The organism is Mangrovivirga halotolerans (genome assembly GCF_026241165.1).
GTDB classification, from domain to species: Bacteria; Bacteroidota; Bacteroidia; order Cytophagales; family Cyclobacteriaceae; genus Mangrovivirga; species Mangrovivirga halotolerans.
This window is the reverse complement of record NZ_JAPFQN010000009.1, coordinates 62,355-85,022: the sequence shown is the minus strand read 5'-3', so window position 1 is coordinate 85,022 and position 22,668 is coordinate 62,355. Positions and strand designations below refer to the sequence as shown.

Annotated in this window: 19 protein-coding genes and 2 tRNA genes; 16 read left to right on the top strand and 5 right to left on the bottom strand. The window is 36.1% G+C overall.

Annotated elements, in window-relative coordinates:
- Positions 1–24 precede the first annotated feature (24 nt).
- The 11 genes from OO013_RS15325 (at position 25) to OO013_RS15275 (ending at position 10,997) form a co-directional block, all read left to right on the top strand.
- Positions 25–924: a cell division protein FtsX gene (locus OO013_RS15325; protein WP_266057804.1), complete on the top strand. Its 900-nt coding sequence runs from the start codon at positions 25–27 to the stop codon at positions 922–924.
- Positions 925–926: 2 nt separating this feature from the next.
- Positions 927–1,151, top strand: coding sequence for a DUF3098 domain-containing protein (locus tag OO013_RS15320; protein ID WP_266057803.1), 225 nt, complete (start codon positions 927–929; stop codon positions 1,149–1,151).
- A 7-nt stretch (positions 1,152–1,158) separates the two neighbouring features.
- The gene (locus tag OO013_RS15315; RefSeq protein WP_266057802.1) at positions 1,159–1,962 is read left to right on the top strand and encodes an undecaprenyl-diphosphate phosphatase; all 804 of its coding nucleotides are present in this window, start codon (positions 1,159–1,161) and stop codon (positions 1,960–1,962) included.
- A gap of 61 nt (positions 1,963–2,023) precedes the next feature.
- Positions 2,024–2,731, top strand: coding sequence for a tRNA pseudouridine(55) synthase TruB (gene truB / locus OO013_RS15310; RefSeq protein ID WP_266057801.1), 708 nt, complete (start codon positions 2,024–2,026; stop codon positions 2,729–2,731).
- 74 nt (positions 2,732–2,805) lie between these two features.
- A complete protein-coding gene (locus OO013_RS15305; RefSeq protein ID WP_266057800.1) occupies positions 2,806–3,735 on the top strand; it encodes a bifunctional riboflavin kinase/FAD synthetase in 930 nt (309 codons plus the stop codon).
- A gap of 33 nt (positions 3,736–3,768) precedes the next feature.
- Positions 3,769–4,464 (top strand): CoA transferase subunit A, encoded by a 696-nt coding sequence (locus OO013_RS15300; RefSeq protein ID WP_266057799.1) that lies wholly within the window; start codon positions 3,769–3,771, stop codon positions 4,462–4,464.
- Positions 4,465–4,490: 26 nt separating this feature from the next.
- Positions 4,491–5,153: a 3-oxoacid CoA-transferase subunit B gene (locus OO013_RS15295; RefSeq protein WP_266057798.1), complete on the top strand. Its 663-nt coding sequence runs from the start codon at positions 4,491–4,493 to the stop codon at positions 5,151–5,153.
- A 111-nt stretch (positions 5,154–5,264) separates the two neighbouring features.
- On the top strand, positions 5,265–5,603 hold the full coding sequence (gene gldC / locus OO013_RS15290; protein WP_137091474.1) for a gliding motility protein GldC: 339 nt from the start codon (positions 5,265–5,267) through the stop codon (positions 5,601–5,603).
- A gap of 279 nt (positions 5,604–5,882) precedes the next feature.
- Positions 5,883–8,855, top strand: a complete 2,973-nt coding sequence (locus OO013_RS15285) for a TonB-dependent receptor (RefSeq protein WP_266057797.1) — start codon at positions 5,883–5,885, stop codon at positions 8,853–8,855.
- A 13-nt stretch (positions 8,856–8,868) separates the two neighbouring features.
- Positions 8,869–10,401, top strand: a complete 1,533-nt coding sequence (locus tag OO013_RS15280) for a hypothetical protein (protein ID WP_266057796.1) — start codon at positions 8,869–8,871, stop codon at positions 10,399–10,401.
- A 101-nt stretch (positions 10,402–10,502) separates the two neighbouring features.
- On the top strand, positions 10,503–10,997 hold the full coding sequence (locus OO013_RS15275; RefSeq protein WP_266057794.1) for a hypothetical protein: 495 nt from the start codon (positions 10,503–10,505) through the stop codon (positions 10,995–10,997).
- On the opposite strand, the gene OO013_RS15270 is transcribed toward OO013_RS15275, so the two are convergent.
- The 3 genes from OO013_RS15270 to OO013_RS15260 all read right to left on the bottom strand — a co-directional run bounded on the left by OO013_RS15270 (position 10,994) and on the right by OO013_RS15260 (position 11,839).
- Positions 10,994–11,368: a hypothetical protein gene (locus tag OO013_RS15270; protein WP_266057793.1), complete on the bottom strand. Its 375-nt coding sequence runs from the start codon at positions 11,366–11,368 to the stop codon at positions 10,994–10,996. The genes OO013_RS15275 and OO013_RS15270 overlap by 4 nt on opposite strands.
- A 140-nt stretch (positions 11,369–11,508) precedes the next feature.
- Positions 11,509–11,580: transfer RNA gene (locus tag OO013_RS15265), tRNA-Glu, on the bottom strand.
- A gap of 187 nt (positions 11,581–11,767) precedes the next feature.
- Positions 11,768–11,839: transfer RNA gene (locus OO013_RS15260), tRNA-Glu, on the bottom strand.
- A 339-nt stretch (positions 11,840–12,178) separates the two neighbouring features.
- Here OO013_RS15260 and gap point away from each other — a divergent pair.
- Complete coding sequence (gene gap / locus OO013_RS15255) at positions 12,179–13,171, top strand: type I glyceraldehyde-3-phosphate dehydrogenase (protein ID WP_266057792.1); 993 nt, start codon at positions 12,179–12,181, stop codon at positions 13,169–13,171.
- A gap of 74 nt (positions 13,172–13,245) precedes the next feature.
- Here the strand turns inward: gap and OO013_RS15250 are convergent, their stop codons facing one another.
- A complete protein-coding gene (locus tag OO013_RS15250) occupies positions 13,246–13,761 on the bottom strand; it encodes a DUF4920 domain-containing protein (protein ID WP_266057790.1) in 516 nt (171 codons plus the stop codon).
- A gap of 108 nt (positions 13,762–13,869) precedes the next feature.
- Between OO013_RS15250 and xseA the strand changes: the two genes are divergently transcribed.
- The 4 genes from xseA to OO013_RS15230 all read left to right on the top strand — a co-directional run bounded on the left by xseA (position 13,870) and on the right by OO013_RS15230 (position 21,437).
- The gene (gene xseA / locus OO013_RS15245) at positions 13,870–15,114 is read left to right on the top strand and encodes an exodeoxyribonuclease VII large subunit (protein ID WP_266057789.1); all 1,245 of its coding nucleotides are present in this window, start codon (positions 13,870–13,872) and stop codon (positions 15,112–15,114) included.
- The gene (xseB, locus tag OO013_RS15240) at positions 15,104–15,307 is read left to right on the top strand and encodes an exodeoxyribonuclease VII small subunit (RefSeq protein WP_266057788.1); all 204 of its coding nucleotides are present in this window, start codon (positions 15,104–15,106) and stop codon (positions 15,305–15,307) included. Before xseA ends, xseB begins: the two co-directional genes overlap by 11 nt.
- 259 nt (positions 15,308–15,566) lie before the next feature.
- Positions 15,567–19,991 carry a glutamate synthase large subunit gene (gene gltB, locus OO013_RS15235; protein ID WP_266057787.1) on the top strand — a complete coding sequence of 1,475 codons (4,425 nt, stop codon included), beginning with the start codon at positions 15,567–15,569 and terminating at the stop codon, positions 19,989–19,991.
- A 21-nt stretch (positions 19,992–20,012) separates the two neighbouring features.
- Positions 20,013–21,437 (top strand): glutamate synthase subunit beta, encoded by a 1,425-nt coding sequence (locus OO013_RS15230; RefSeq protein WP_266057786.1) that lies wholly within the window; start codon positions 20,013–20,015, stop codon positions 21,435–21,437.
- 119 nt (positions 21,438–21,556) lie between these two features.
- Here the strand turns inward: OO013_RS15230 and OO013_RS15225 are convergent, their stop codons facing one another.
- A complete protein-coding gene (locus OO013_RS15225) occupies positions 21,557–22,471 on the bottom strand; it encodes an outer membrane beta-barrel protein (protein ID WP_266057785.1) in 915 nt (304 codons plus the stop codon).
- Positions 22,472–22,668 lie beyond the last annotated feature (197 nt).

Below are 22,668 nucleotides of genomic sequence, written 5' to 3'. Positions count from 1 at the left end.
TTAACTGGAACAACAATTCGATATATGAGTGGAAAAAGCTCAAATACAAAGAAGAAAAAGAAACTGGGAGCATTTCCTTTCCTTAGTATTATTACATCAAATACATTAGCATTGACAGCAATTGGACTTTTTGCATCAATGATTTTGTTTGGTAATTATTTTGCTACTGTAGTAAAGGAAAATTTCGAGATTCAAGTAATTCTTGAAAGAGATGTATCGGATAACGATAAAAGAAAGATTCTTAAAACCCTCGAATCAAAACCCTTTATCGCTGAAAAAGGTGATACCTTAAGAATAAACTTCATTAGCAAAGAGCAAGCTGCTGAAAATTTAACTGATGAAATTGGTGAGGACTTTGTAAATATACTCAACAATAACCCCTTAAGAGATAGTTACCAGATTCATATCAGCGAAGAATTTCAAAGTGAGGAGAAGCTGGAATCAATCAAATCAAATTTAGAGGAAATTTCAGGTATATATGAGGTCAGTTATGTGCCTAACCTCCTGGAAGAGATCAATGAAAATATTTACAAAATAAGCACAGTATTTCTGGCTATTACTTTATTGATGTTGATCATCTTCATATTACTGATTAATAATACAATTAAACTGGCATTATTTAGTCAAAGATTTCTAATAAGATCAATGCAATTGGTGGGAGCTACCAAAAACTTTATTCAAAAACCATTTTTAGGACGAGCGTTCGCTTACGGGTTGGTTTCAGCAATCCTTGCTTCTGGTCTTATTTATGCCATTATTTACGGAATTAATTCACAGTTCGCACAAATAGAATTGGAACCTTTTTATGACGGCTTACTAATCGTGACCGGTTTGTTAGTTGTAGCCGGTTGCCTGGGATGTGTGCTAAGTACCTGGTTTGCTGTAAATAAATATCTTAAACTTTCACTGGACGAATTATATTAATAATGAAAAATAACAACTCACTGCCTTTTGATAAAGCTAATTATATCTTATTGATAGCTGGAATTTTAATAATTGCAGCCGGATTTTACATTATGACTTTAGATACAGAACCATACGGTTTTGGCACCTTAGGTCTTACAGTTGGTCCATTAACTGTTTTAGTTGGTTTTGCTGTCGAATTTGCGGCAATTTTTTATAAGCAAAAAGACACTTCTAAAGATCAGTAAATAAAAAATGACCATAATTGAAGCGCTGATCCTTGGTATTATCCAGGGCTTAACAGAATTCCTCCCTGTAAGCAGCAGTGGACATATCGAGTTAGGGAAAGTATTATTAGGTGTTAAAGCTAAAGATAATCTGCTTTTTAGTATTCTAGTTCATGGCGCCACAGCTTTAAGTACAATTGTTGTATTCAAAGATGATATTTTTCAAATAATTAAAAATGGGTTCCGCCTTCCTCTAAACAATTATTCCAGGTTTATTATCTACATATTAATATCAATTATTCCTGTAATGATTGTGGGGCTGTATTTTGAAAAAGAAATCGAAGCTTTTTTCACCGGAAACTCTTTACTGGTTGGAGGAATGTTATTACTTACAGGGCTGCTCTTATTATTTGCTTCTTTCACTGGCAATCCTGAAGGCGACCTGTCTCCTTTTAAAGCTTTCATTATCGGTATAGCTCAGGCAATTGCGATATTACCCGGAATATCCAGGTCGGGGGCAACTATCGGAACTGCTTTACTTCTTAAAGTAAACAGGGAACAAGCAGCCAGGTTCAGCTTCCTTATGGTTCTCATCCCTATACTTGGTGCTGCCTTTTTAAAATCTCTGGACCTTTTTTCTGAAGAAACAATAAATATTGCTGAAGTAAATGTAACAGCAATGATTGTGGGATCACTGGCTGCATTTATCTCTGGATTAATTGCGTGCAGATGGATGATTAAGATTGTCAAAAAAGGAAAGCTTATATTCTTTGCTGTATATTGTTTTATTGTTGGTTCGCTTGCGATCATTGGTGCTTTTATCCAATCTTGATATTAATAAAGTCTTCTTTTTAGTATTTTCGCACGAGATAATAATTTAAAATTTCTTTTAAGTGAGAAAAGCTATCCCCACCCCATATTTTGACGATGGTCAGGTAATTTGCATTGATAAACCATATGAATGGACTTCCTTCGATGTTATTAAAAAAATCAGGTTTGGTCTGAAGATCAAAAAAGTTGGCCATGCGGGGACTCTGGACCCACTTGCTACAGGATTACTTGTGATCTGCACCGGAAAAAAAACCAAAGAAATAGAAAAATACCAGGCTGAAGAAAAAGAATATATCTGCGAACTGGTGCTCGGAAAAACTACTCCCAGTGTAGATCTCGAAACAGAATTTGACTCCAATACAAGTACAGACCATCTTTCCGATGAAGAAATAATGGAGGTTGTCAACTCCTTTAAAGGTGAAATAGACCAGGTCCCCCCTATTTTTTCTGCTATAAAAGTAGATGGAGAGAGAGTCTACGAAAAGGCCAGGAAAGGTGAAAGTGTTGAATTAAAATCCCGAAAAGTAACAATCAGTGAAATTGAGGTGATCAAATTAAATAATCCCGAAATACAGATCCGGATCGTATGTTCAAAAGGCACTTACATTCGTAGCCTGGTAAGAGATATTGGAGAAAAACTGGGTGTGGGAGCATATATGAAAGGACTGGTTAGAACCCGTATCGGCAATTTCACATTAGAAGAAGCTGTTTCTCCTGAAGAATATGTTGAAAAAAATAAATCCAGAGTAAACTTTCCTGATAAAAAATAGCTTTATGAATACGATAATAAGGTATTACCACTAAGGCTTATTAAATTGAACTTTTAAAATCCAAATTACCGTTTATGAAAATATATGAAGGTCTGACCGAATTTTCCCCTCCTGACTTTCCTGTCGTAACCAGCGGTACTTTTGATGGTGTTCACAAAGGCCACCAGAAAATAATTGAAAGGATTAAAACAATAGCCGACAAAAATAACGGCGAAACAGTCCTGATCACCTACTGGCCACACCCTCGATTTGTATTAAATCCCGATGATGATTCGCTCAAACTACTTAATACTTTTGAAGAAAAAGCGGCTCTTTTAGAAGAAATGGGGATTGATCATTTAATAAAATTCACCTTTGATAAAAAGTTTAGTAGCCAGACATCTGAAGAATTCATCAAAAATATTCTCATTGACGGAATAAAGACTAAAAAACTGGTGATCGGGTATGACCACAGATTTGGTAAAAACCGGGAAGGCAGTTTTGAACACCTCAAGGAAAATGCAGGTAAATATGGGTTTGAAGTAGAAGAAATACCCGAACAAGATGTTAATAACGTGGCTGTTTCCTCTACTAAAATAAGAAAGGCTCTTGATGAAGGTGAAGTTGAAGTAGCCAGAGAATATCTTGGCAAAGACTATAGTATAACTGGATTTGTGGGAGAAGGTGAAAAAAGAGGTCGGGAATTAGGATTCCCCACAGCCAATATTACTATCCCAGAGAAATTCAAAGAGATCCCGGCTAATGGTGTGTATGGAGTTCATGTCCAAACCCGGGGGAAATCATATAAAGGAATGATGAATATAGGGGTAAAACCTACCTTTAGTGGAAAACAGAGAAGTCTTGAGGTACATCTTTTTAATTTTGATGATAATATTTATGGAGAAAAAGTAACTGTCTACTTTGATAACTTCGTCAGGAAAGAAAAGAAATTTAACAATACTGAAGAGTTGATCAAACAGCTTCAAAAAGATAAGCAGGTTGTACTTAACCGATTAAATCAGTAATTTCGATTGCAACATTTAACCCGATAATAAAACATGATAAACAAAGTTGTAAAAGACGCCATTAAAGCGACCGAGGATATAAAAGACGGATCTGTTTTAATGCTTGGAGGTTTTGGCCTCTGCGGAATTCCGGAAAATGGTATTCAGGCACTGTTGGATATGAAAGTAACAGACCTGACATGCATATCAAATAATGCCGGAGTTGATGATTTTGGAATAGGATTACTTCTTCAAAAAAAACAAGTTAAGAAAATGATCAGCAGCTATGTCGGAGAGAATGCTGAATTTGAAAGGCAATTATTATCCGGAGAGCTGGAAGTTGATCTAATACCGCAGGGAACTCTTGCTGAAAGAATTAGAGCTGGAGGCGCCGGTATTCCTGCTTTTTTTACACCCGCCGGATATGGCACAGAAATACAGGAGGGAAAAGAAACCCGGGAGTTTGATGGCAAGATGTACTTAATGGAAAGATGGTTGAAAGCTGACTTTTCACTTGTAAAAGCCTGGAAAGGTGATACAGCAGGTAACCTGATTTTTAAAGGTACAGCAAGAAACTTCAACCCGATGATGGCGGCTGCAGGGAATATCACTATTGCAGAAGTTGAAGAATTAGTTCCTGCTGGTGAGCTTGATCCAAATGAGATCCACACCCCTGGAATTTATGTTCAACGAATTTTTGAAGGTAAAAACTACGAAAAGAGAATTGAACAAAGAACAGTTCGAAGCTAATTCACCATCAACTAAAAGAAAACAACATGTCACTTGATAAAATAGGCATAGCCAAAAGAATATCTAAAGAAATAGAAAATGGAATGTACATAAACCTGGGTATTGGAATTCCAACCCTCGTTGCTAATTATATTCCGGATAATTTGGAAGTAGTATTACAATCAGAAAACGGTCTTTTAGGTATAGGCCCCTTCCCTACCGAAGATAAAGTCGATGCAGACCTGATCAATGCAGGAAAACAAACGGTAAGTATGCTTCAGGGTTCTGTATTATTTAATTCATCTGAAAGCTTTGCCATGATCCGTGGTGGCCACGTTCACCTTACAATTCTAGGTGCAATGGAAGTTTCAGAAAATGGCGACATTGCAAATTGGAAAATCCCAGGCAAAATGGTAAAAGGTATGGGTGGAGCCATGGACCTTGTTGCTTCTGCAGAAAATATAATCGTTGCAATGCAACACACCAGTAAGTCTGGTAAATCAAAATTATTAAAAGAATGCTCACTCCCTATAACCGGGATTAGGTGTGTAAATAAGATTGTCACTAACCTGGCTGTAATGGACGTACATCCTGAAGGAGGCTTTATTTTAAGAGAAAGAGCACCAGGAGTAAGTGTTGAAGAAATCAAAGAGGCAACAGAAGGCAGGCTAGTGGTCGACGGGGATATTCCCGAAATGAAAATTGATTAAAAAAAGCCCGCTTTTGCGGGTTTTTTAGTTTTTATAGTAAAATTCATTCGTGTTGTTACTACTTTTGCATTGGTAATATTACACTCAGAAACCTGATAGAATACAAGGATAATGAAAAAATCATCTATAAAATTCAACGTCATTCTGGATGACGAAAATGTTCCTGAAAAAATTGAATGGACAGCTGACGATAAGCCGGGAGGCGGACTTGATGAAACTAATGCCATTAGTGTTTCAGTATGGGATCAAAGCCAGAATAATACGCTTAGAATTGATCTATGGAACAAAGAAATGCCAGTCAATGAAATGAAAAAGTTCTACATTGATATTATCGGTGGACTTGCTCAAAGTCTTCTTACCTCTACCGCAGATGAATATATGACCAATGAAATGAACAGTCTTTGCGATAGATTAATTGAACATGTCAGGAAAGAATCTCAAGGAAAATAATCAAAAGCAGCGTTGCTGCTTTTTTTTTATCCTTTAAAATAAATAATAAACCGCTAAAAGTATTTTAAATGAAAATTAAGCGTTTTATTTTAGGATTAAATTTTTAATATATTATTTTTGACAGAATAATAGTAGGCATGCCTACTAAATAACCCAACGATTAATAACCAATTTTTGAAAACTTATATGATCTTTCGATTATTTAACTTGAATGACAATTAATTAAAATTTTAACTAAACCTTAACCAGAATCCTTAAATACAAATAAACATGACATCTATGCAAAAGATTCTAAAGCGGGGTCTTGGCATGTTGGTGCTGTTCGTTATGACCTCAGTATTAGCATTTGCCCAGGACAAGACAACTATTACAGGTACGGTTACCGATGAATCCGGTGAGCCACTTTACGGTGTGAACGTAGTTGTGAAAGGAAAAGTTATCGGAACTATAACTCAGGCAGATGGTTCGTACGAACTAACTGTAAATGCCTCTCCTCCGATGACTCTTATTTATTCTATGGTTGGATTTACTTCCCAGGAGAGAGAAGTAACTGAAAACAACCAGTCAATCGATGTTGAACTTGGCGAACAAAGTCTTGTAGGTAATGAAGTAGTTGTTTCAGCATCAAGAGTTGAAGAAACTATACTTGAATCACCTGTTTCTATTGAGAAAATGGATGTTCTTGCAGTTCAAAACACCTCATCAGACGATTATTACAAGGCAATTGGAAATCTTAAAGGTGTAGATATGACTACTTCAAGTGTTAACTTCCAGATTGTTAACACTCGTGGATTCAACTCTACAGGTAATGTGAGATTCGTACAGCTCATAGATGGAATGGATACTCAGGCGCCGGCTCTTAACTTCCCTATCGGAAGTTTGAATGGTCCTTCTGTTCTTGATGTTGAAAGTGTTGAGTTACTTCCAGGTGCAGCCTCTGCATTATATGGACCTAACGCTTTTAATGGCATATTATTAATAAACTCAAAAAATCCATTTGATTATCAAGGCCTTAGCGCTTTTGCTAAAGTTGGTGTCAACCATATTGGTGGTACCTCTAGCCTAAACTCATTTGGTAATGAAATAGGGCCAGGGCAGGCACAGCCAATGTATGAAGGTGCTATTCGTTATGCGAAAGCATTTAATAATCGATTTGCATTTAAGGTAACTGCATCATATTCGAAAGCAGAAGACTGGTGGGGAACTGACTTAAGAGATAATACACCACAATTTAAACCTTCAGGATTTGATCCTTATACCGGTGGAGATTTAGGTGCACAAGAAGATCTTAATGTTCTTTACCCGTTCTTTTATGAAAATCCTGGTGCGGACTTGATTCATGCATTTGGTGATGAAGTTCAGATTAGCCTTCCTCTTGTGGGGCTTAGCTCAACATTCCAGCAACTTCTTGAATCAAACGGTTTATCTGATTATGCTGGTGACATCCCTAATCAAACAGTATCAAGAACACCTTATTTAGAAAAAGATTTGGTTGATTATGGAGCAGAAAATCTGAAGCTGGGAGCATCACTTAACTATAGAATAACTGATGAGCTTGAAGCTTCTTACCAATTTAATTATGGAGCAGGAACAACAGTTTACACTGGTGCTCAAAGATACTCCCTATCTAACTTTAATATTCAACAGCACAGATTACAGCTAGAGTCTGATAATTTCTATATCCGTGGATATACAACAATAGAACAATCAGGTGATTCTTATATAGCTGACCTTACTGGTGTATTAGTTAATGATAACTGGAACCCAAATTCACAATGGTTTGCTCAATACACCTTGGGTTATCTAGGTTATTTAGCAGGAAGTGGCGTTGCACCGGGAACTTCGACTGAAGATCAAAGACAGGCAGCACACCTTGCTGGTCGTCAATTTGCTGATCAAAACAGAATTGCTCCGGGAACAAATCAGTTTGAAACTGTTGCTGATAGAGCAAAATCAGAATCAATACCAAGAGGATCAAAGTTTGATGATGCTACAGCTATGTACATGGCTGAAGGTATGTATGACTTTACTAAAAACCTTAATGACGCTTTTAACCTTCAGGCAGGTTTCCAGTATAGACTTTATGATCTGGAATCTAACGGAACAATTTTCCCGGATACTACAGGTAATGATATCACCATTCAGGAAGTTGGTGCATTCGTTCAGGCAGGTAAAAAAATATTTAACGAGAAGGTTAAACTTACCGGTAGTTTGAGATGGGATAAAAACGAGAATTTTAACTCTCAGCTTAACCCTAGAATCTCAGCAGTATGGACATTTGCAGAAAATAACAATTTCAGAGCTTCTTTCCAGACTGGTTTCAGAAACCCAACTACTCAAGGACAACATATCGACCTAAACGTAGTTTCAGCACGACTTTTAGGTGGATTACCACAGTATGCTGATGCCAGGAACATCTATGAAAATGCATACACACTGAATTCTGTAGACACATATATTTCAGAAATCACAGAGGCTATTGGTGAAAACCCGGAATTAGGCGGAGCGGTAATTGCCAGACCTGATCTACTCGATATCCTAGATCCAGCAGATTTTGACCCGGTTAAACCAGAAGAAATCAAAGCTTTTGAAGTGGGTTATAAAGGAATTATTGGAAAGTACCTTTATGTTGACTTTGCTTATTATTATAATATCTATAATAATTTTATTGTACAGCGTCTATTGAGAAAAGCTGCTGGCGATATAGATTTCTCAACAAACCAGATAACTGAGCAAAACATTAGAAACGCTCAGACTCTTTTAAGTCCAAACACTACCCCTGGAGAAGAAAACACTTTCCAGACTTATACAAACGTTGACAGAGAAATCACAGCGCAAGGTATGGCTCTTGGTGTAGATTATAATTTCAACAGAGGCTACACCCTATCTGCGAACTATAACTGGAATAAGCTTAGCGAAGATCTTGGAGAAGAATTCGTGGAAGGTTTCAATACTCCGGAACATAAATACAATGTTTCTTTCAGTAACAGAAAAGTAACGGATAAACTTGGATTTAACGTTACCTACAGATGGCAGGAAGCATTTATGTGGAGTTCTTCATTTGCAAACCAGGAAGTTCCTGCTGTAGGTACTCTAGATGCTCAGGTAAGCCTGAAACTCAAAAGCATGAAGTCAACACTAAAATTTGGTGGTTCAAATATCCTGAATGAGCGATATGTTATGAACGCAGGTGGTCCAACTTTAGGAGCCATCTATTATCTATCAATCACTTTTGATGAATTGATGAACTAAAACCTGAATAATTATGAAAAATATTAAATTTTCTATATATACAATTCTGAGTGCATGGATGCTATTTTCATGTACCTACGATTTCCCTGAATCTACAGAGCCACAAGTACCAACATCTGGAGATGCTGACTTTACAAAAGTGGTCGCAATAGGTAATTCACTTACTGCAGGCTATATGGATGGAGCACTCTACAGAAGTGGTCAGGAAAATAATTTTGTAGCTATAATGGCAGCCCAAATGCAAGATGGGTACGGAGGTGGTGATTTTAACATACCTCTGGTAGATAGTGATCATATTTCTGGTAAATTAATTCTGGCAAACCAACCAGGTGGATCACCTGCTCCTACTCCTATTGATATTATTGAAAATTATCCGTTTGAAGTCCAGCAAATTGGACCTTATGATGGTGAAATTTCTGCTTTAAATAACTTTGGAATCCCTGGTGTTACTATCCAAACGGCGCAAACTCCAGCATTAGGTACTCCGGGAAGCCCTTTATTTAATGGTCTGTATGCAAGAATAGCTTCTTCACCAGGATCTTCTACTTTATTAGGTGATGCAGCAGCTGCAATGAGTGATGGAGGTACTTTCCTGGTATTCTGGTTAGGGAATAATGATGTGCTTGGATACGCTACCGGGGGAGCTTCCAATGAAGCAATTCTTACTGAAGATGCAGCATTTCAGGCCGCATTTAATAATGCACTCAATACGATGTTAACCGCCAGTCCCAATGCTAAAGGTATTGTTGCGAATATTCCATATGTAATTGACATACCTTTTTTCACAACTATACCTTATAATTCTATAACTTTCACTTCGGCAGATGAAGGTACAATTAATGCTTTAAATAGTTCATTTGAAGGGTTTAACAATCTGATGGATTTTTTAACTGCAGAAGGTGGTTTTGAAGATTATAATCTGCAATCAAGAAAAGTAAATTATATTGTGGGTGATAATCCTATACTAATAAATGACGAGGACTTATTAGATCTGGGACCTGTTTTTGATATCTTACAAGAAAACGGGATGATGGATCAGAATACAAGAGCAGCGTTAGTTCCTTACGAACAGTCGAGGCCAGCAACATCTGAAGATCTGTTTACATTAACTTCTGGAAGAGTATTAGGCACTGCGGCTGATCCAAATAATCCGCTATCGATAATTGGTGTGGTGGTTCCTTTGTCAGACCAATTTGCTTTGACACCTCAGGAGAAATCCCTAATAAAAGAGAAAGTTGATACATTTAATGGGGTAATAAATTCTGCTGTTAACGATAATAATGACAGACTTGTTCTCGCAGATGTTAATGCGCAATTGACTCTTCTAAGAACTTCAGGGATTAACATTAATGGTTCTTCATTAAATGCAACCTTCGTACCTCCTAATGGTGGATTCTCAGTTGATGGAGTTCATCCAAACCAAAGAGGCCATGCCTGGTTAGCGAATTACATGATTGATCGAATAAATGCGAAATTTGGATCTAATATTGAAAAAATAAATCCAAATGACTATTCTGGTAATTCTCTACCGTTTGTGATTCAATAGCAATCAACAACCTGATATATATAAAAGCCCCGGCAAATTGTCGGGGCTTTTTATTTATTTTGTTGTATCAAAATCCCTAACTTGCTAAAAATTGATACCTGATGATAAAGAAAAACACTTTTATTATTACTACCCTTTTACTTGGCCTGATTATTCTTACTAATTTTTTCCAAATCAATTTTAACAGGGGAGTTATAAGTCAATTAATAAGCAGTAATGACAGCCTCTCTTTAGTAGTAAAAGATTTATCCGATAAAAAAGGATTTAACGTGCATGTAAACATGCAGTCATTAAAAACGCGTCAGAACCTTTTAAATACCTCTTTAGAAGAAGAGAAATGGGAATTATCGAAATATCATTATGAACGTCTTACAGAACTCTTTAAACAATATGAAAGGGCTAATTATATAGCTGATGGGAAAAATGTAAGTGAATTAACAAGGGAATTAGTAGATACTCCGTTAAAAAATATCTCAAAATCTATCACGTCAAAAGATAAACAGTCTGCCCTTGAAGGTTCCGTTTCACTTGAAAGGTCATGTAATGCCTGTCACTCCCTATCGGGGATGGATTACCTCAATGAACTGAATAATTAACCGTGTTTTTCAAGATCCCGGTATTTTTTTAATTCATAAAATAAGACAAGCTGTAATACAAAAGAAGCCAATAATCCAAAGAATAATTTAGCACGCCCTATTAACACATCATTTTCTTGAATCTCAAGAGAAATACCACCATCGGATAACCAATAGATTACATCCGGTAGTAAAAATCCCGCACAAACAAGCGTTATAATTATTCCTCCTATTATCAAAAGCCCTTTAAATTGGCCTTTGATAACAAGAACAGAAATAATGCATGGATAAAAAAAGCAAAGTGACCACCAGTTACTAACCGGAAGAAGAAAGACCAGCCCCCCCAGAATAAGAAATATTAAACAAATAAAATATAAAAAATACTTAATCATACGATCATCCTGTTCCTCTTCTAATTAATTTAAGGATTAAAGCCCATAACAAAAATAGTAACCGTCATTGAAAACGGTTAAATCGATGTTAAATTATTTATTAGGCAAAAAAAAACGCCGGAGAAGTCCGACGTTTATTGTAGCCCGTAGGGGATTCGAACCCCTGCTACCAGGATGAAAACCTGGCGTCCTAACCCCTAGACGAACGGGCCGTGCTAAAAGGTGATGCAAATATAATGACTCAATTTAATTTTTCAACACCCTGACAAAATATTTTCTTATATAAACCATCTAACTAGACCTTACTAACTGATAATGAAGGAGAAAAATTTTTTTGTCAGGAAAAAATAAAAACATAAAAAAATCCCTCGCTCTATAGAGAACAAGGGATTATCAAAGTAGCCCGTAGGGGATTCGAACCCCTGCTACCAGGATGAAAACCTGGCGTCCTAACCCCTAGACGAACGGGCCGTGCTAAAAGGTGATGCAAATATAGATTATCATTTTAAATTTTCAACACTCTGATTAAAAAAAATCATATTTTTTTACCCCAACAGAAATAACTATTTGATATTTAAGCAGTTAAATTTCAAGGTAAATTTTAATTCAAAATACCATTTATTTTACCAAGTAATCACCATTCAAAATGTAATATTCTTAATTGAAATTCTGAATTATTACAAAAAAAACATTTCAATCGATTGCAAGGATAAAAGGTGTCAGTCAATTCATTGTTTTTCCATAGTTAACATAGTATTTTTACCCCTTAATTACTTACACACTAATATTTACACATAAAAACCGTAAAAAATGGCTATCAAAGTTGCAATTAACGGATTTGGAAGAATAGGAAGACTTACATTCAGAGCTCTTCTTGAAAAAGATAATGTGGAAGTTGTCGCGATCAATGATCTTACTGATAAAGCAACACTCGCACATTTATTAAAATATGATACAGTTCATGGGAAATTCCCTGGTACAGTTGAATCAACTGAAGACAGTATCATAGTAAATGGAAACTCTATTGCGGCTTACGCTGAAAGAGATCCTGAACAATTACCATGGAAAAAGCATGATGTAGATGTTGTTCTTGAATCTACTGGTCGATTTGTAGATGAAGAAGGATCAGGCAAACATCTTAAAGCTGGTGCGAAAAAAGTATTAATCTCTGCTCCTGCAAAAGGTAATATCCCTACAGTAGTACTAGGTGTTAATGATGACACTTTAACCGGAGATGAGAAAATAGTTTCAAATGCTTCTTGTACAACCAACTGCCTAGCTCCTATGGCAAAAGTTTTAAATGATGCATTTGGTTTAAAGAGAGGATATATCACTACTGTTCACGCATATACTGCGGATCAAAATATTCAGGATGCTCCTCATAAAGACTTGAGAAGAGCAAGAGCTGGTGCAGTATCTATTGTACCTACTTCTACAGGTGCAGCTAAAGCAGTTGGGTTAGTTCTTCCTGAACTTAAAGGAAAACTTGATGGAATAGCTATGAGAGTTCCGGTACCAGATGGTTCTGTGACTGACCTTGTTGCTGAAGTCGGTAAAGATGTAACTGCAGAAGAGGTAAATGAAGCGTTAAAAGCTGCTGCAAATGGACCTCTTAAAGGTATTCTTGAGTATGTTGATGAACCAATCGTTTCTTCAGATATCCTTGGAAATCCTCACTCTAGCATCTTTGATTCATTATTGACCTCAACTCAAGGCAATATGGTTAAGGTTGTTAGTTGGTACGATAACGAAGCTGGTTACTCTAACAGATCTGCAGATATGATCGTTAAGCTTGGATCTTAATTAAAGATTCTGAATTAAATAAAAAAAGCTTTCCAAAATTGGAAAGCTTTTTTTATTTAATCAAAACGAATATTTCACATTAAAATAACACCATCGGCTACTAATGAATATTCAATTTCATTACCCTTTATCTTTTCAATATCTTCTTGTGATTTCTCCTCATCTGCAGCATAATGCTTTCTCATTTCTTCTGATTGTACTTCTTTCTTTAATACTCCTTTGACTATTACTTTTCTACCTTCTATATTCTTCGGAACAAAAAAACTATAATCTTTAAATGTTACTCTCAATGGTTTTAACTGGCCCGGAATATCTAAAGTCATCCAACAGCCTTTTTTCTTACAAACACTTGACACCTCTCCTGTTACTTTCACAGTAGAACTGTCTTTACCATTAAGTAGATCTTCTGGAGAAGATAATTCCGAGTAACCTGATTTAGTAATTTCTTCTCCATAGAATGAATATTCGCTTTGATTGAAATCAACACTCTCAGAAACTACCTGATCTGCATTATTTTTTTCTTTATTAGAATTGCAGGAAATTATAGTGAAAACTGCAAGAAAAATTAAAAACAATAACCTTTTTTTCATTTTATAAATGATTTTGAATTTCTAATACTGAACTTTGACTAATGGTCATGCAGTTGTAAATTTATTTACCTTTGTGACCAAACTTATTGATTAAAAATACATATTCCTTTGGAAACTTATTCGCTTTTAGAACTAAATCATAAAATTAAAACTGTTTTAGATGATAACCTGGATTCAAGTTACTGGGTTGTTGCTGAAATAGCTGAATTAAGAACAAATTATAAAGGACATTGCTATCTGGAACTGGTAGATAAAGACGAAGATCAGGTTCTGGCTAAAAACAGGGCAACAATTTGGGCTTATACGTTTAGGGGAATAAATGCATGGTTTTTGAAGATAACAGGATCCGAATTAGCACAGGGTATGAAAGTGTTATGCAAGGTAAAAGTAACCTTCCATGAGGTTTACGGAATGTCTTTAAATATCACTGATGTTGACCCAAAGTTTACTCTAGGAGAAAGAGCTGCTAAAAAGCAAGAAATTCTTCAACATCTAGAAGAAGATGGTGTGATAAACATGAATAAAGAAATCCCATTACCAATTGTTCCGCAAAAAATTGCCATTATAAGTAGCGAAACAGCAGCAGGCTATCAGGATTTCATGAGTCAATTACAGTCAAACCAGTTTGGATATATGTTTCACACAACTCTTTTTAATTCTGTGATGCAAGGAAACCAAGCTCCGGAAAGCATAATAACTGCTCTTCATCGCATTCACGCTTCTTCAAAAGATTTCGATCTGACTGTTATTATAAGGGGTGGTGGGGCCCAACTTGATCTTGAATGTTTCGATAATTATGAAGTTGCTTTACATACAGCTCAGTTTCCTATTCCAGTTTTAACAGGAATAGGCCACGAAAGAGATGAAACTATTACTGACCTGGTAGCTAACACGGCATTAAAAACCCCGACTGCTGTTGCTGAATTTCTAATCAGTGGAATGTATAGTTTTGAGGAAAAATTAGTAGCTGCCCAAAAAACATTATCAGATAAATCCAGGGGTTTTATTCAATCAGCTTCTGAAAAACTAAATTTTTACAATCATAATATTCAGAAAGCTTCTGAAAACTTAATTAAAGAATACAATTATTCTTTGAATGATCTTAAAAATAAAATTGAATTCATAACAAAAAATATTATAAAAAAGGAATTAGATTTTCTTAATTCCAGTGAAAAACTACTCTCAAGTATGAATCCAAAAAAAGTAATTGAACGAGGGTATACCTACACAGAAATAAATGGTCAAAACATCAATAAGGCAGATCAAATAAATAAAGGATCACAAATAAGAACAATATCAAAGAAATTAGATATTATAAGTACCATCGATAAAGTAGAGAAAAATGCCAAATAAAAAGAAATTAAGCTACAAAGAATCAATTAAAAGATTATCGACTATTCTGGAAAAATTAGAGAACCAGGAAGGTGATATTGATGAATTGATGAAAGATGTGGAAGAAGCAACAACAATCATTAAGCAATGCCGGGAAAAATTAAGAGGAACGGAAGAACAACTATCTAGTAAATTTGACGAGATCGATAATTAAACAACTAAAAATTGTTATTTTTCTATTTTAAAATGTGTTTAAATACAATATAATAGACATTTAATCATCTTAATTACAAATTCATCAATTTACACACTTAAATAAGTGTGTTTTTTTTACATATCTAAATAAGTCAAAATATTAATTAACATTATCTTAATTCCTCCCGTTGATTATGTAATAAAAACCTGTTTTAAGCAAAATTTCGAACATCTTTCGGTAGATTAGAAGGCTCATATTTTTGAATAACAGGTAAAGAATGAACATAGCACAGGAATTTAAAGATAACTGCGGCTTCGGTATGATGTCGCAAATTAAGAATATTGCGTCCAGACAAATGGTTGATGACTCAATCGAAGCATTAAAAAGAATGATGCATCGTGGAGCTATTGCCGCAGATGGGAAAAGTGGGGATGGATGTGGATTTCTGTTTTCAATGCCACATAAATTCATGAGAAAAACAGCCTCATTAAATGGCTTTGATCTCCCTTCGAAATATGCTGTCGCAATGACGTTTTATACTGATGATGAACAGAAAATAATATTTGAAGAGACCTGTAAAAGAAATGATCTAAAAATACTTTTCACAAGATCTGTACCTACCGATGAATCAAACCTGGGAGAACAGGCAAAAAAAATAATGCCTGAGATTGTTCAGACCTTTGTTATTCCAAATTCGCCAATGGCGCAAAGAAGATTTGAAGCATTATTATACCTTACCAGAAAAGATGTTGAATCTGAAATCGAAGACATTAATTTTACAATTGCTTCCTTTTCTGATAAAATGATATCCTACAAAGGGCTCCTTTTACCTACATTAATTGATGAATTTTACACAGATCTCAAAGATCAGGATTTTGAAGTGACCTTCGCTGTATTTCACCAGCGATTTAGCACCAATACAATGCCAAGATGGCCTCTGGCACAACCATTCAGGTGTGTAGCACATAACGGAGAGATTAATTCCATAAAAGCCAATAGATATAATGTCAGGGTTAATATGGAAAATATGGCTGGTAATATTTTTGATGAAGAAGAAATGAAAAGGCTAATGCCTATTCTTCAAAAAGAAACCAGTGATAGTGCTTCATTTGATAATTATTTTGAATTCCTAATCCAGAATGGTGTCGATTTTTTCAAAGCTGTTCGTTCTATGGTCCCCCCTCCTTTCCAAAACGCACCACATCTAGATGCGAGATTGAGAGCCTTTTACGAATATACTGCTTGTAACTTCGAAGCATGGGATGGTCCTGCAGCATTAAATATTACGAATGGTAGATATGTAGGAACTGTTTTAGACAGAAACGGACTCAGACCTGCTAAATATATAATAACTAATGATGATCGCCTGATTATTGCAAGTGAATATGGAATCATAGATCTGGAGCCTGAAAATATTAAAGAACAGGGCAAATTAACTTCAGGACAAATGATTGCTGCAGATCTGAAGTTTGGTAAAATATATAAGAACCATGAGATTAATGAATATATAACTAACACCATCCCTTATGAAAAATGGTTAAATGACAACTCTTCTTATTTAATGGAGCATACTGAAAATAACTTCAGTGATTTTTCTGACTTAAGACCTCCAAATCTTGTGGAAATGCAACGTTACCACAATTACACTAACGAGGTAATGTCTTCTATTATTGAACCCATGATCAAAAATGGCAAAGAAGAAACCGGCTCAATGGGAGATGACACTCCTGCCGCATGCTTTAGTGATCATCAAAGAAATTTCACTGACTTTTTCAGGCAAAAATTTGCCCAGGTAACCAACCCACCAATTGACCCATTACGTGAAAAAATCGTAATGTCAACAGCGGTTTCTTTTGGAAGCAGAAATAATGTTTTAAAAGAGACTCCTGACCACTCTCATAGACTAATCTCCATGTCTCCTATAATGTCAAAAGAAAAGATGGAGATTTTGACTGCATTCGGAGATGAAAATCATGAACTTTATGATCCATATTATAAATATGAATCTTTTGAAACTTGTTTTACTGGAGACCTTAAAGAATCTCTTGTTGCATTAGGTGAAAAGATTATCAAATCGGTCAACGAGAACGGGGTCAGACAAATTATTTTAGATGACAGATGTCTGAGTGAAGAAAATATGCTAATGCCTATGCCATTAGTTATTGGCTATTTAAACACCCTGTTTCTAAAAAAAGGGATCCGAAGCAAAGTAAACTTCACGGCAATAACCGGCGAAGTATTGGATTCCCACTCTGCTGCTGTTCTTCTTGGATTTGGCGCAACTGCTGTATATCCTTATTTACTTTACGCTTCTGCCCTTTCGGTAATAGAAAGACAAAAAGACTGTAGACATAATGCCAGAAAGATCGGATTAAAAAAGGTTCAGACTTCAGTTAATAACGGCCTATTAAAGATTATGTCAAAAATGGGCATCAGTACAGTAGAAAGTTACATTAATGCGGCTCTTTTCGACGTGATCGGATTATCTGAGGAGATAACTGAAGAATGTTTTCCAGATGCCTCAGTGATCATCCCAGGTCTTAACTACCTTGACATTGAACATCGATTGAGAAAAGCGCATAAAAATGCTTATATCAGTCATTACAGAAAGAAACTCTATCCCCTGGAAGTCGGTAGCTTCTATAAATACATGGACAAAGGAGAATATCACGATTTCTCCCCTGATGTAGTTCACCATGTCCACAAATTTGCCAGATCAGGTAAGCCTGTTGATTATGAAGAATATAAAAACAGGATTAACAACAGAGGATTAAAAATGATCAGGGATTTCTTTGAATTTAATCCTGATAAAGAAAAAATTGAAATTGATAAGGTCGAACCGATCGAAGAAATAACACGAAGATTTACTTCTGCAGCTATGAGTCTTGGGTCTATCTCACCCGAAGCACATGAAGCAATCGCAGAGGCAATGAATACGCTTCATGCTAAATCTAATTCAGGAGAAGGAGGCGAAGATAAAGCGAGGTATAATACAATTAAAAATAGCTCTATAAAACAGGTCGCATCAGGTAGGTTTGGTGTTACCCCTGCTTATCTAAGAAGTGCTTCGGAAATACAGATCAAAATAGCACAGGGAGCAAAACCCGGAGAAGGCGGTCAACTTCCGGGATCTAAAGTAACACCACTGATAGCAACCCTTAGATATACAATTCCCGGAGTAACACTGATATCCCCTCCCCCACATCACGACATTTATTCAATTGAAGATCTTGCCCAGCTTATTTTCGACTTAAAGCAGGTAAACCCTAAGGCAAGAGTAAGTGTGAAATTAGTTTCTACCGCCGGAGTAGGAACTATTGCATGTGGCGTTGCTAAAGCATATGCAGACAGGATAGTTATATCCGGTGCTGACGGTGGTACGGGAGCAGCTCAACTTGGAAGCATCAAATTTGCCGGTAATCCCTGGGAACCTGGTCTTGCTGATGCACATCAGTCTCTTAAAGCCAACAATTTACGTCAAAACGTCCAACTGGTTACTGATGGTGGACTAAAAACGGGCCTTGACGTAGTAAAAGCTGCTATTCTTGGTGCTGAGGTCTATGGCTTTGGCACGGCATTACTTTCAACAGTAGGGTGTAAAATCTTACGTGTTTGCCATCTTAACAAATGTAGTGTCGGAATTGCTACCCAGGATGAATTACTTCGAAAATATTATGTAGGAACAGTAGAGGGCGTAATCAATTATTTAAAAGCGGTTGCTCAAGAGGTTAGAGAGATCCTAGCTGAACTGGGTTACGAAAAGCTCGATGATATAATTGGAAGAACTGAATTATTAAAAGTTGTAAATGATGAACTTGCTTTGAAGTTCAATTTTGATAAATTACTTCGAAGAGTTGATGGGTGTAACACTTGTCAAAAAGGGTTTAATGAACCTTACGATAAAAACGAATTTGAGAAATCAATCTATAAAGAAGTTGCCGAAATAATTGAAAACAATTCCGGTCCTGTTACTCTTAAAAAGGAAATAAGAAATACCAACCGAAGTTTCGGAGCTTATATCAGTGGGTTTATTGCTGAAAAACACGGCGATATAGGAATGCCAAAATACTCGATCAATTTTGACCTCAAAGGAACTGCGGGTCAATCATTTGGAGCATTCTTAATGAATGGAATGAGTTTAAACCTGCTTGGTAGCGCCAATGATTATGTAGGAAAAGGAATGCGTGGTGGACAAATTATTGTTAAGCCCCATGATCCTCAACAATTACTAAATCTTGCAGGAAATACTTGTCTATATGGAGCAACCGGAGGAAAATTATTCGTAAGTGGTTCTGTAGGCGAACGTTTCGCTGTTAGAAATAGTGGTGCTTTGGCAGTTGTTGAAGGCACGGGAGATCATGCCTGTGAATATATGACTGGCGGAACAGTAGTTATCCTGGGTAATACAGGAATTAACTTTGGAGCCGGAATGACAGGCGGAGTAGCATTTGTTTACGACAAAGAACATGCTTTCATGGACAAAATGAATCATCAGTTAATTCACGCTCAGAGAATTGATACTGATGAAAATGACGAAGCCAGATACTATCTTAAAAGCATTCTAAGCAGTTATTTAAGAAAAACGGCAAGTCCAAGGGCAGAAAAAATACTCGAAAATTACCGTGAAGAACTCAGATATTTCTACATGGTAAAATCAAAGGATATGAACAATGTTCCATTAAATCCATTTGATGGTAACTAAGAAATTTAAAAGGAGGAGAAATTGCAGGAATTCACAAAAATAGAAAGAATCAATCCAAAGGTTAAACCTGGCGACGAAAGGGTCAATAACTTTGATGAAATATACGAGATCTACACCGAAGAAGAAGCTGGTTCACAGGCAGATCGATGTATACAGTGTGGCAACCCTTATTGTAGTTCTACCGGTTGTCCATTGAGTAACAATATTCCTCAGTGGCTAAAGTATATTGCTGAGAAAGATCTTGAACTTGCTTTTGAGATAAGCAATGAAACTTCACCATTCCCTGAAATTCTAGGCAGAATTTGCCCTCAGGACAGGCTATGTGAAGGAGCTTGCACGCTGGATGACGGTTTTGGAGCGATCACTATTGGTTCTATCGAGGTAAGTATTACGGAAAAAGGTTTCGAAAAAGGCATGAAACCTGAATACCCGGGAATAACATCAGATAAAAAAGTAGCAATAATCGGATCAGGACCGGCAGGTATATCTTGTGCCACTTTTTTATTAAGAGCCGGAATCAAGCCTGTTATTTTTGAAAAAGCAGATAAAGCAGGCGGCCTTCTAACTTATGGAATTCCTGGATTCAAGCTTGAAAAAGAAGTTGTAGATAAAAGAATGAATCAGCTTTACCAGGCTGGTCTGGAGATCAAACTAAATACTGAAATCGGCAAGGATGTATCATTCGAAAAATTAAAAGAAGAATACGATGCTATCTTTATTGGTATCGGAGCAATGGAGGGTAGATTGTTGAACTATGAAGGGTATAGTGCAAATAATGTATTTATGGCTGTTCCCTTTCTTACTAATATCCAAAAGAAAATTTTCGATCAACCATTTGACAAAAAATACTCTGTTAAAGGCAAAAATGTCATGGTCATTGGTGGAGGGGACACAGCTATGGATTGCGTAAGAACATCAATAAGAGAAAATGCAACAAAAGTACGATGCGTTTATCGAAGAGATGAAGAAAACATGCCTGGTAGCGCTAAGGAAGTCCAGTCAGCAAAGGAAGAAGGTGTTGAATTTATCTGGCAAATGCAGCCAAAGGGTTTCGTGGCAGATGACAGAGGGAATATTATTGGTGTTAAATTCATCAAAACCAAACTTATCCCTTCTCCGGAAGGAGGCAGAATGCAGGTAATTGAAGAAGAAGGCACAGAAGAAATCAAATATGCAGATGTAATTATCCTTGCCCTCGGATTTAACAATGAAAAGTTAACATTTTTAGAAGAAAATAATATTAAAACAAATAAATGGAATGCCATTGAGGTGACAGATAAATGCGAGACCAACATAGAAGGAGTTTACGCTGGTGGAGATGGAAGCCGAGGTGCTGACCTTGTAGTTAACGCTGCATTAGACGGGCGCGAGGCGGCTTTTGCAATAATGGATTACATTTACGAAAAAGAAAACAAGGAAAACAAAGCGCGATCATTCCCCGGCTAACCCAAACATGAATATTAAAAGCCGATCGCGAGGCTGTTTGATCTTCAAACAGCCTATTTTTATACATAAAAAAACCTCTGTAAAATTTACAGAGGTTTAAGTTTTAATATTATGACTTATTAATTACCAAATAGCCTGTTAAAGAATCCTCTTTTGTTTCTTCCTCCAAAACTACCCGGATAATTAGTTCTGTTTCTATAATTTCCACGCTGTGATTTGGCCTTGTTTCTGTTAATACCCAGGTAATATTGTAATTTTAACTGAATAAACATATACCCATCATTTTCACTAGGGTTACCGCGTATGTGCCCTGCTTCCCATGGTTCCAGACCAGCTCTGTAAGGCCTCATATCTGCCAGCCATTTTTCTGTTTGAGTTGGGAAATTAGATTGATCTATATATTGAGTGCTAACATCATCAATATAATCAGTAGTAGTTATTCTCCAGCCAGCTTCTGCCATAAGACTCATTCTATAGTTTATTTTGGCAGTTACACCAAGTCCTCCATTAAAATTAGCATGAATTGGTGAATAACTAACACCTTCAGTTTCAACAGGTCTCAAAGCATACCATTCTCCTTCTATTTCAGCTTTAGGATTACTATAAAATGCTCCAATACCTCCAAAAGCATAAATATTAAATGGAGGTCTGATATAATACGAAAGCCCATTATTGAAGAAATAGACAACAGCCTGAACATTTAATTCAAAATTATCTGCTCTAAAACTTAAATATCTTTCCCTGATAGAAGTTTCATTTCTACTATCCCTGTCATCACCTGATAACCTGAAATAAGTTAATTCAGATCGTAATGAAAGGTGCTGATTGATCTTATACATCCCTCCGACTGAGATATTGATATTATCGTCGATCCAACGACCTTCTTTCAAATCACCGTAATACGTACTTACTCCGCCGCCGAATGTTACCTGCCATGGCCTGTCCCTACGAAGCCCATAGAAACTTTGAGCATCTAATTCGATGACAATAAATGATATGAAAAGAATAAATAATAAGACCCTTTTTATTTGCATAATAGTTGTTCTGCAGGTTTAAAGTAAAAATATGAATTCTGATGGCCTATTCATAGCAATTAAACAAAAAATTATGAAAACATAACGTATGTTTTCGATAAACATTTCTAAATATTAATAAGTTCAGATGCTTTTTATTAATATTAATATTATACAGCCTTCTAATTCCTTCTTGTTATAAAATTGAAATAGTACAA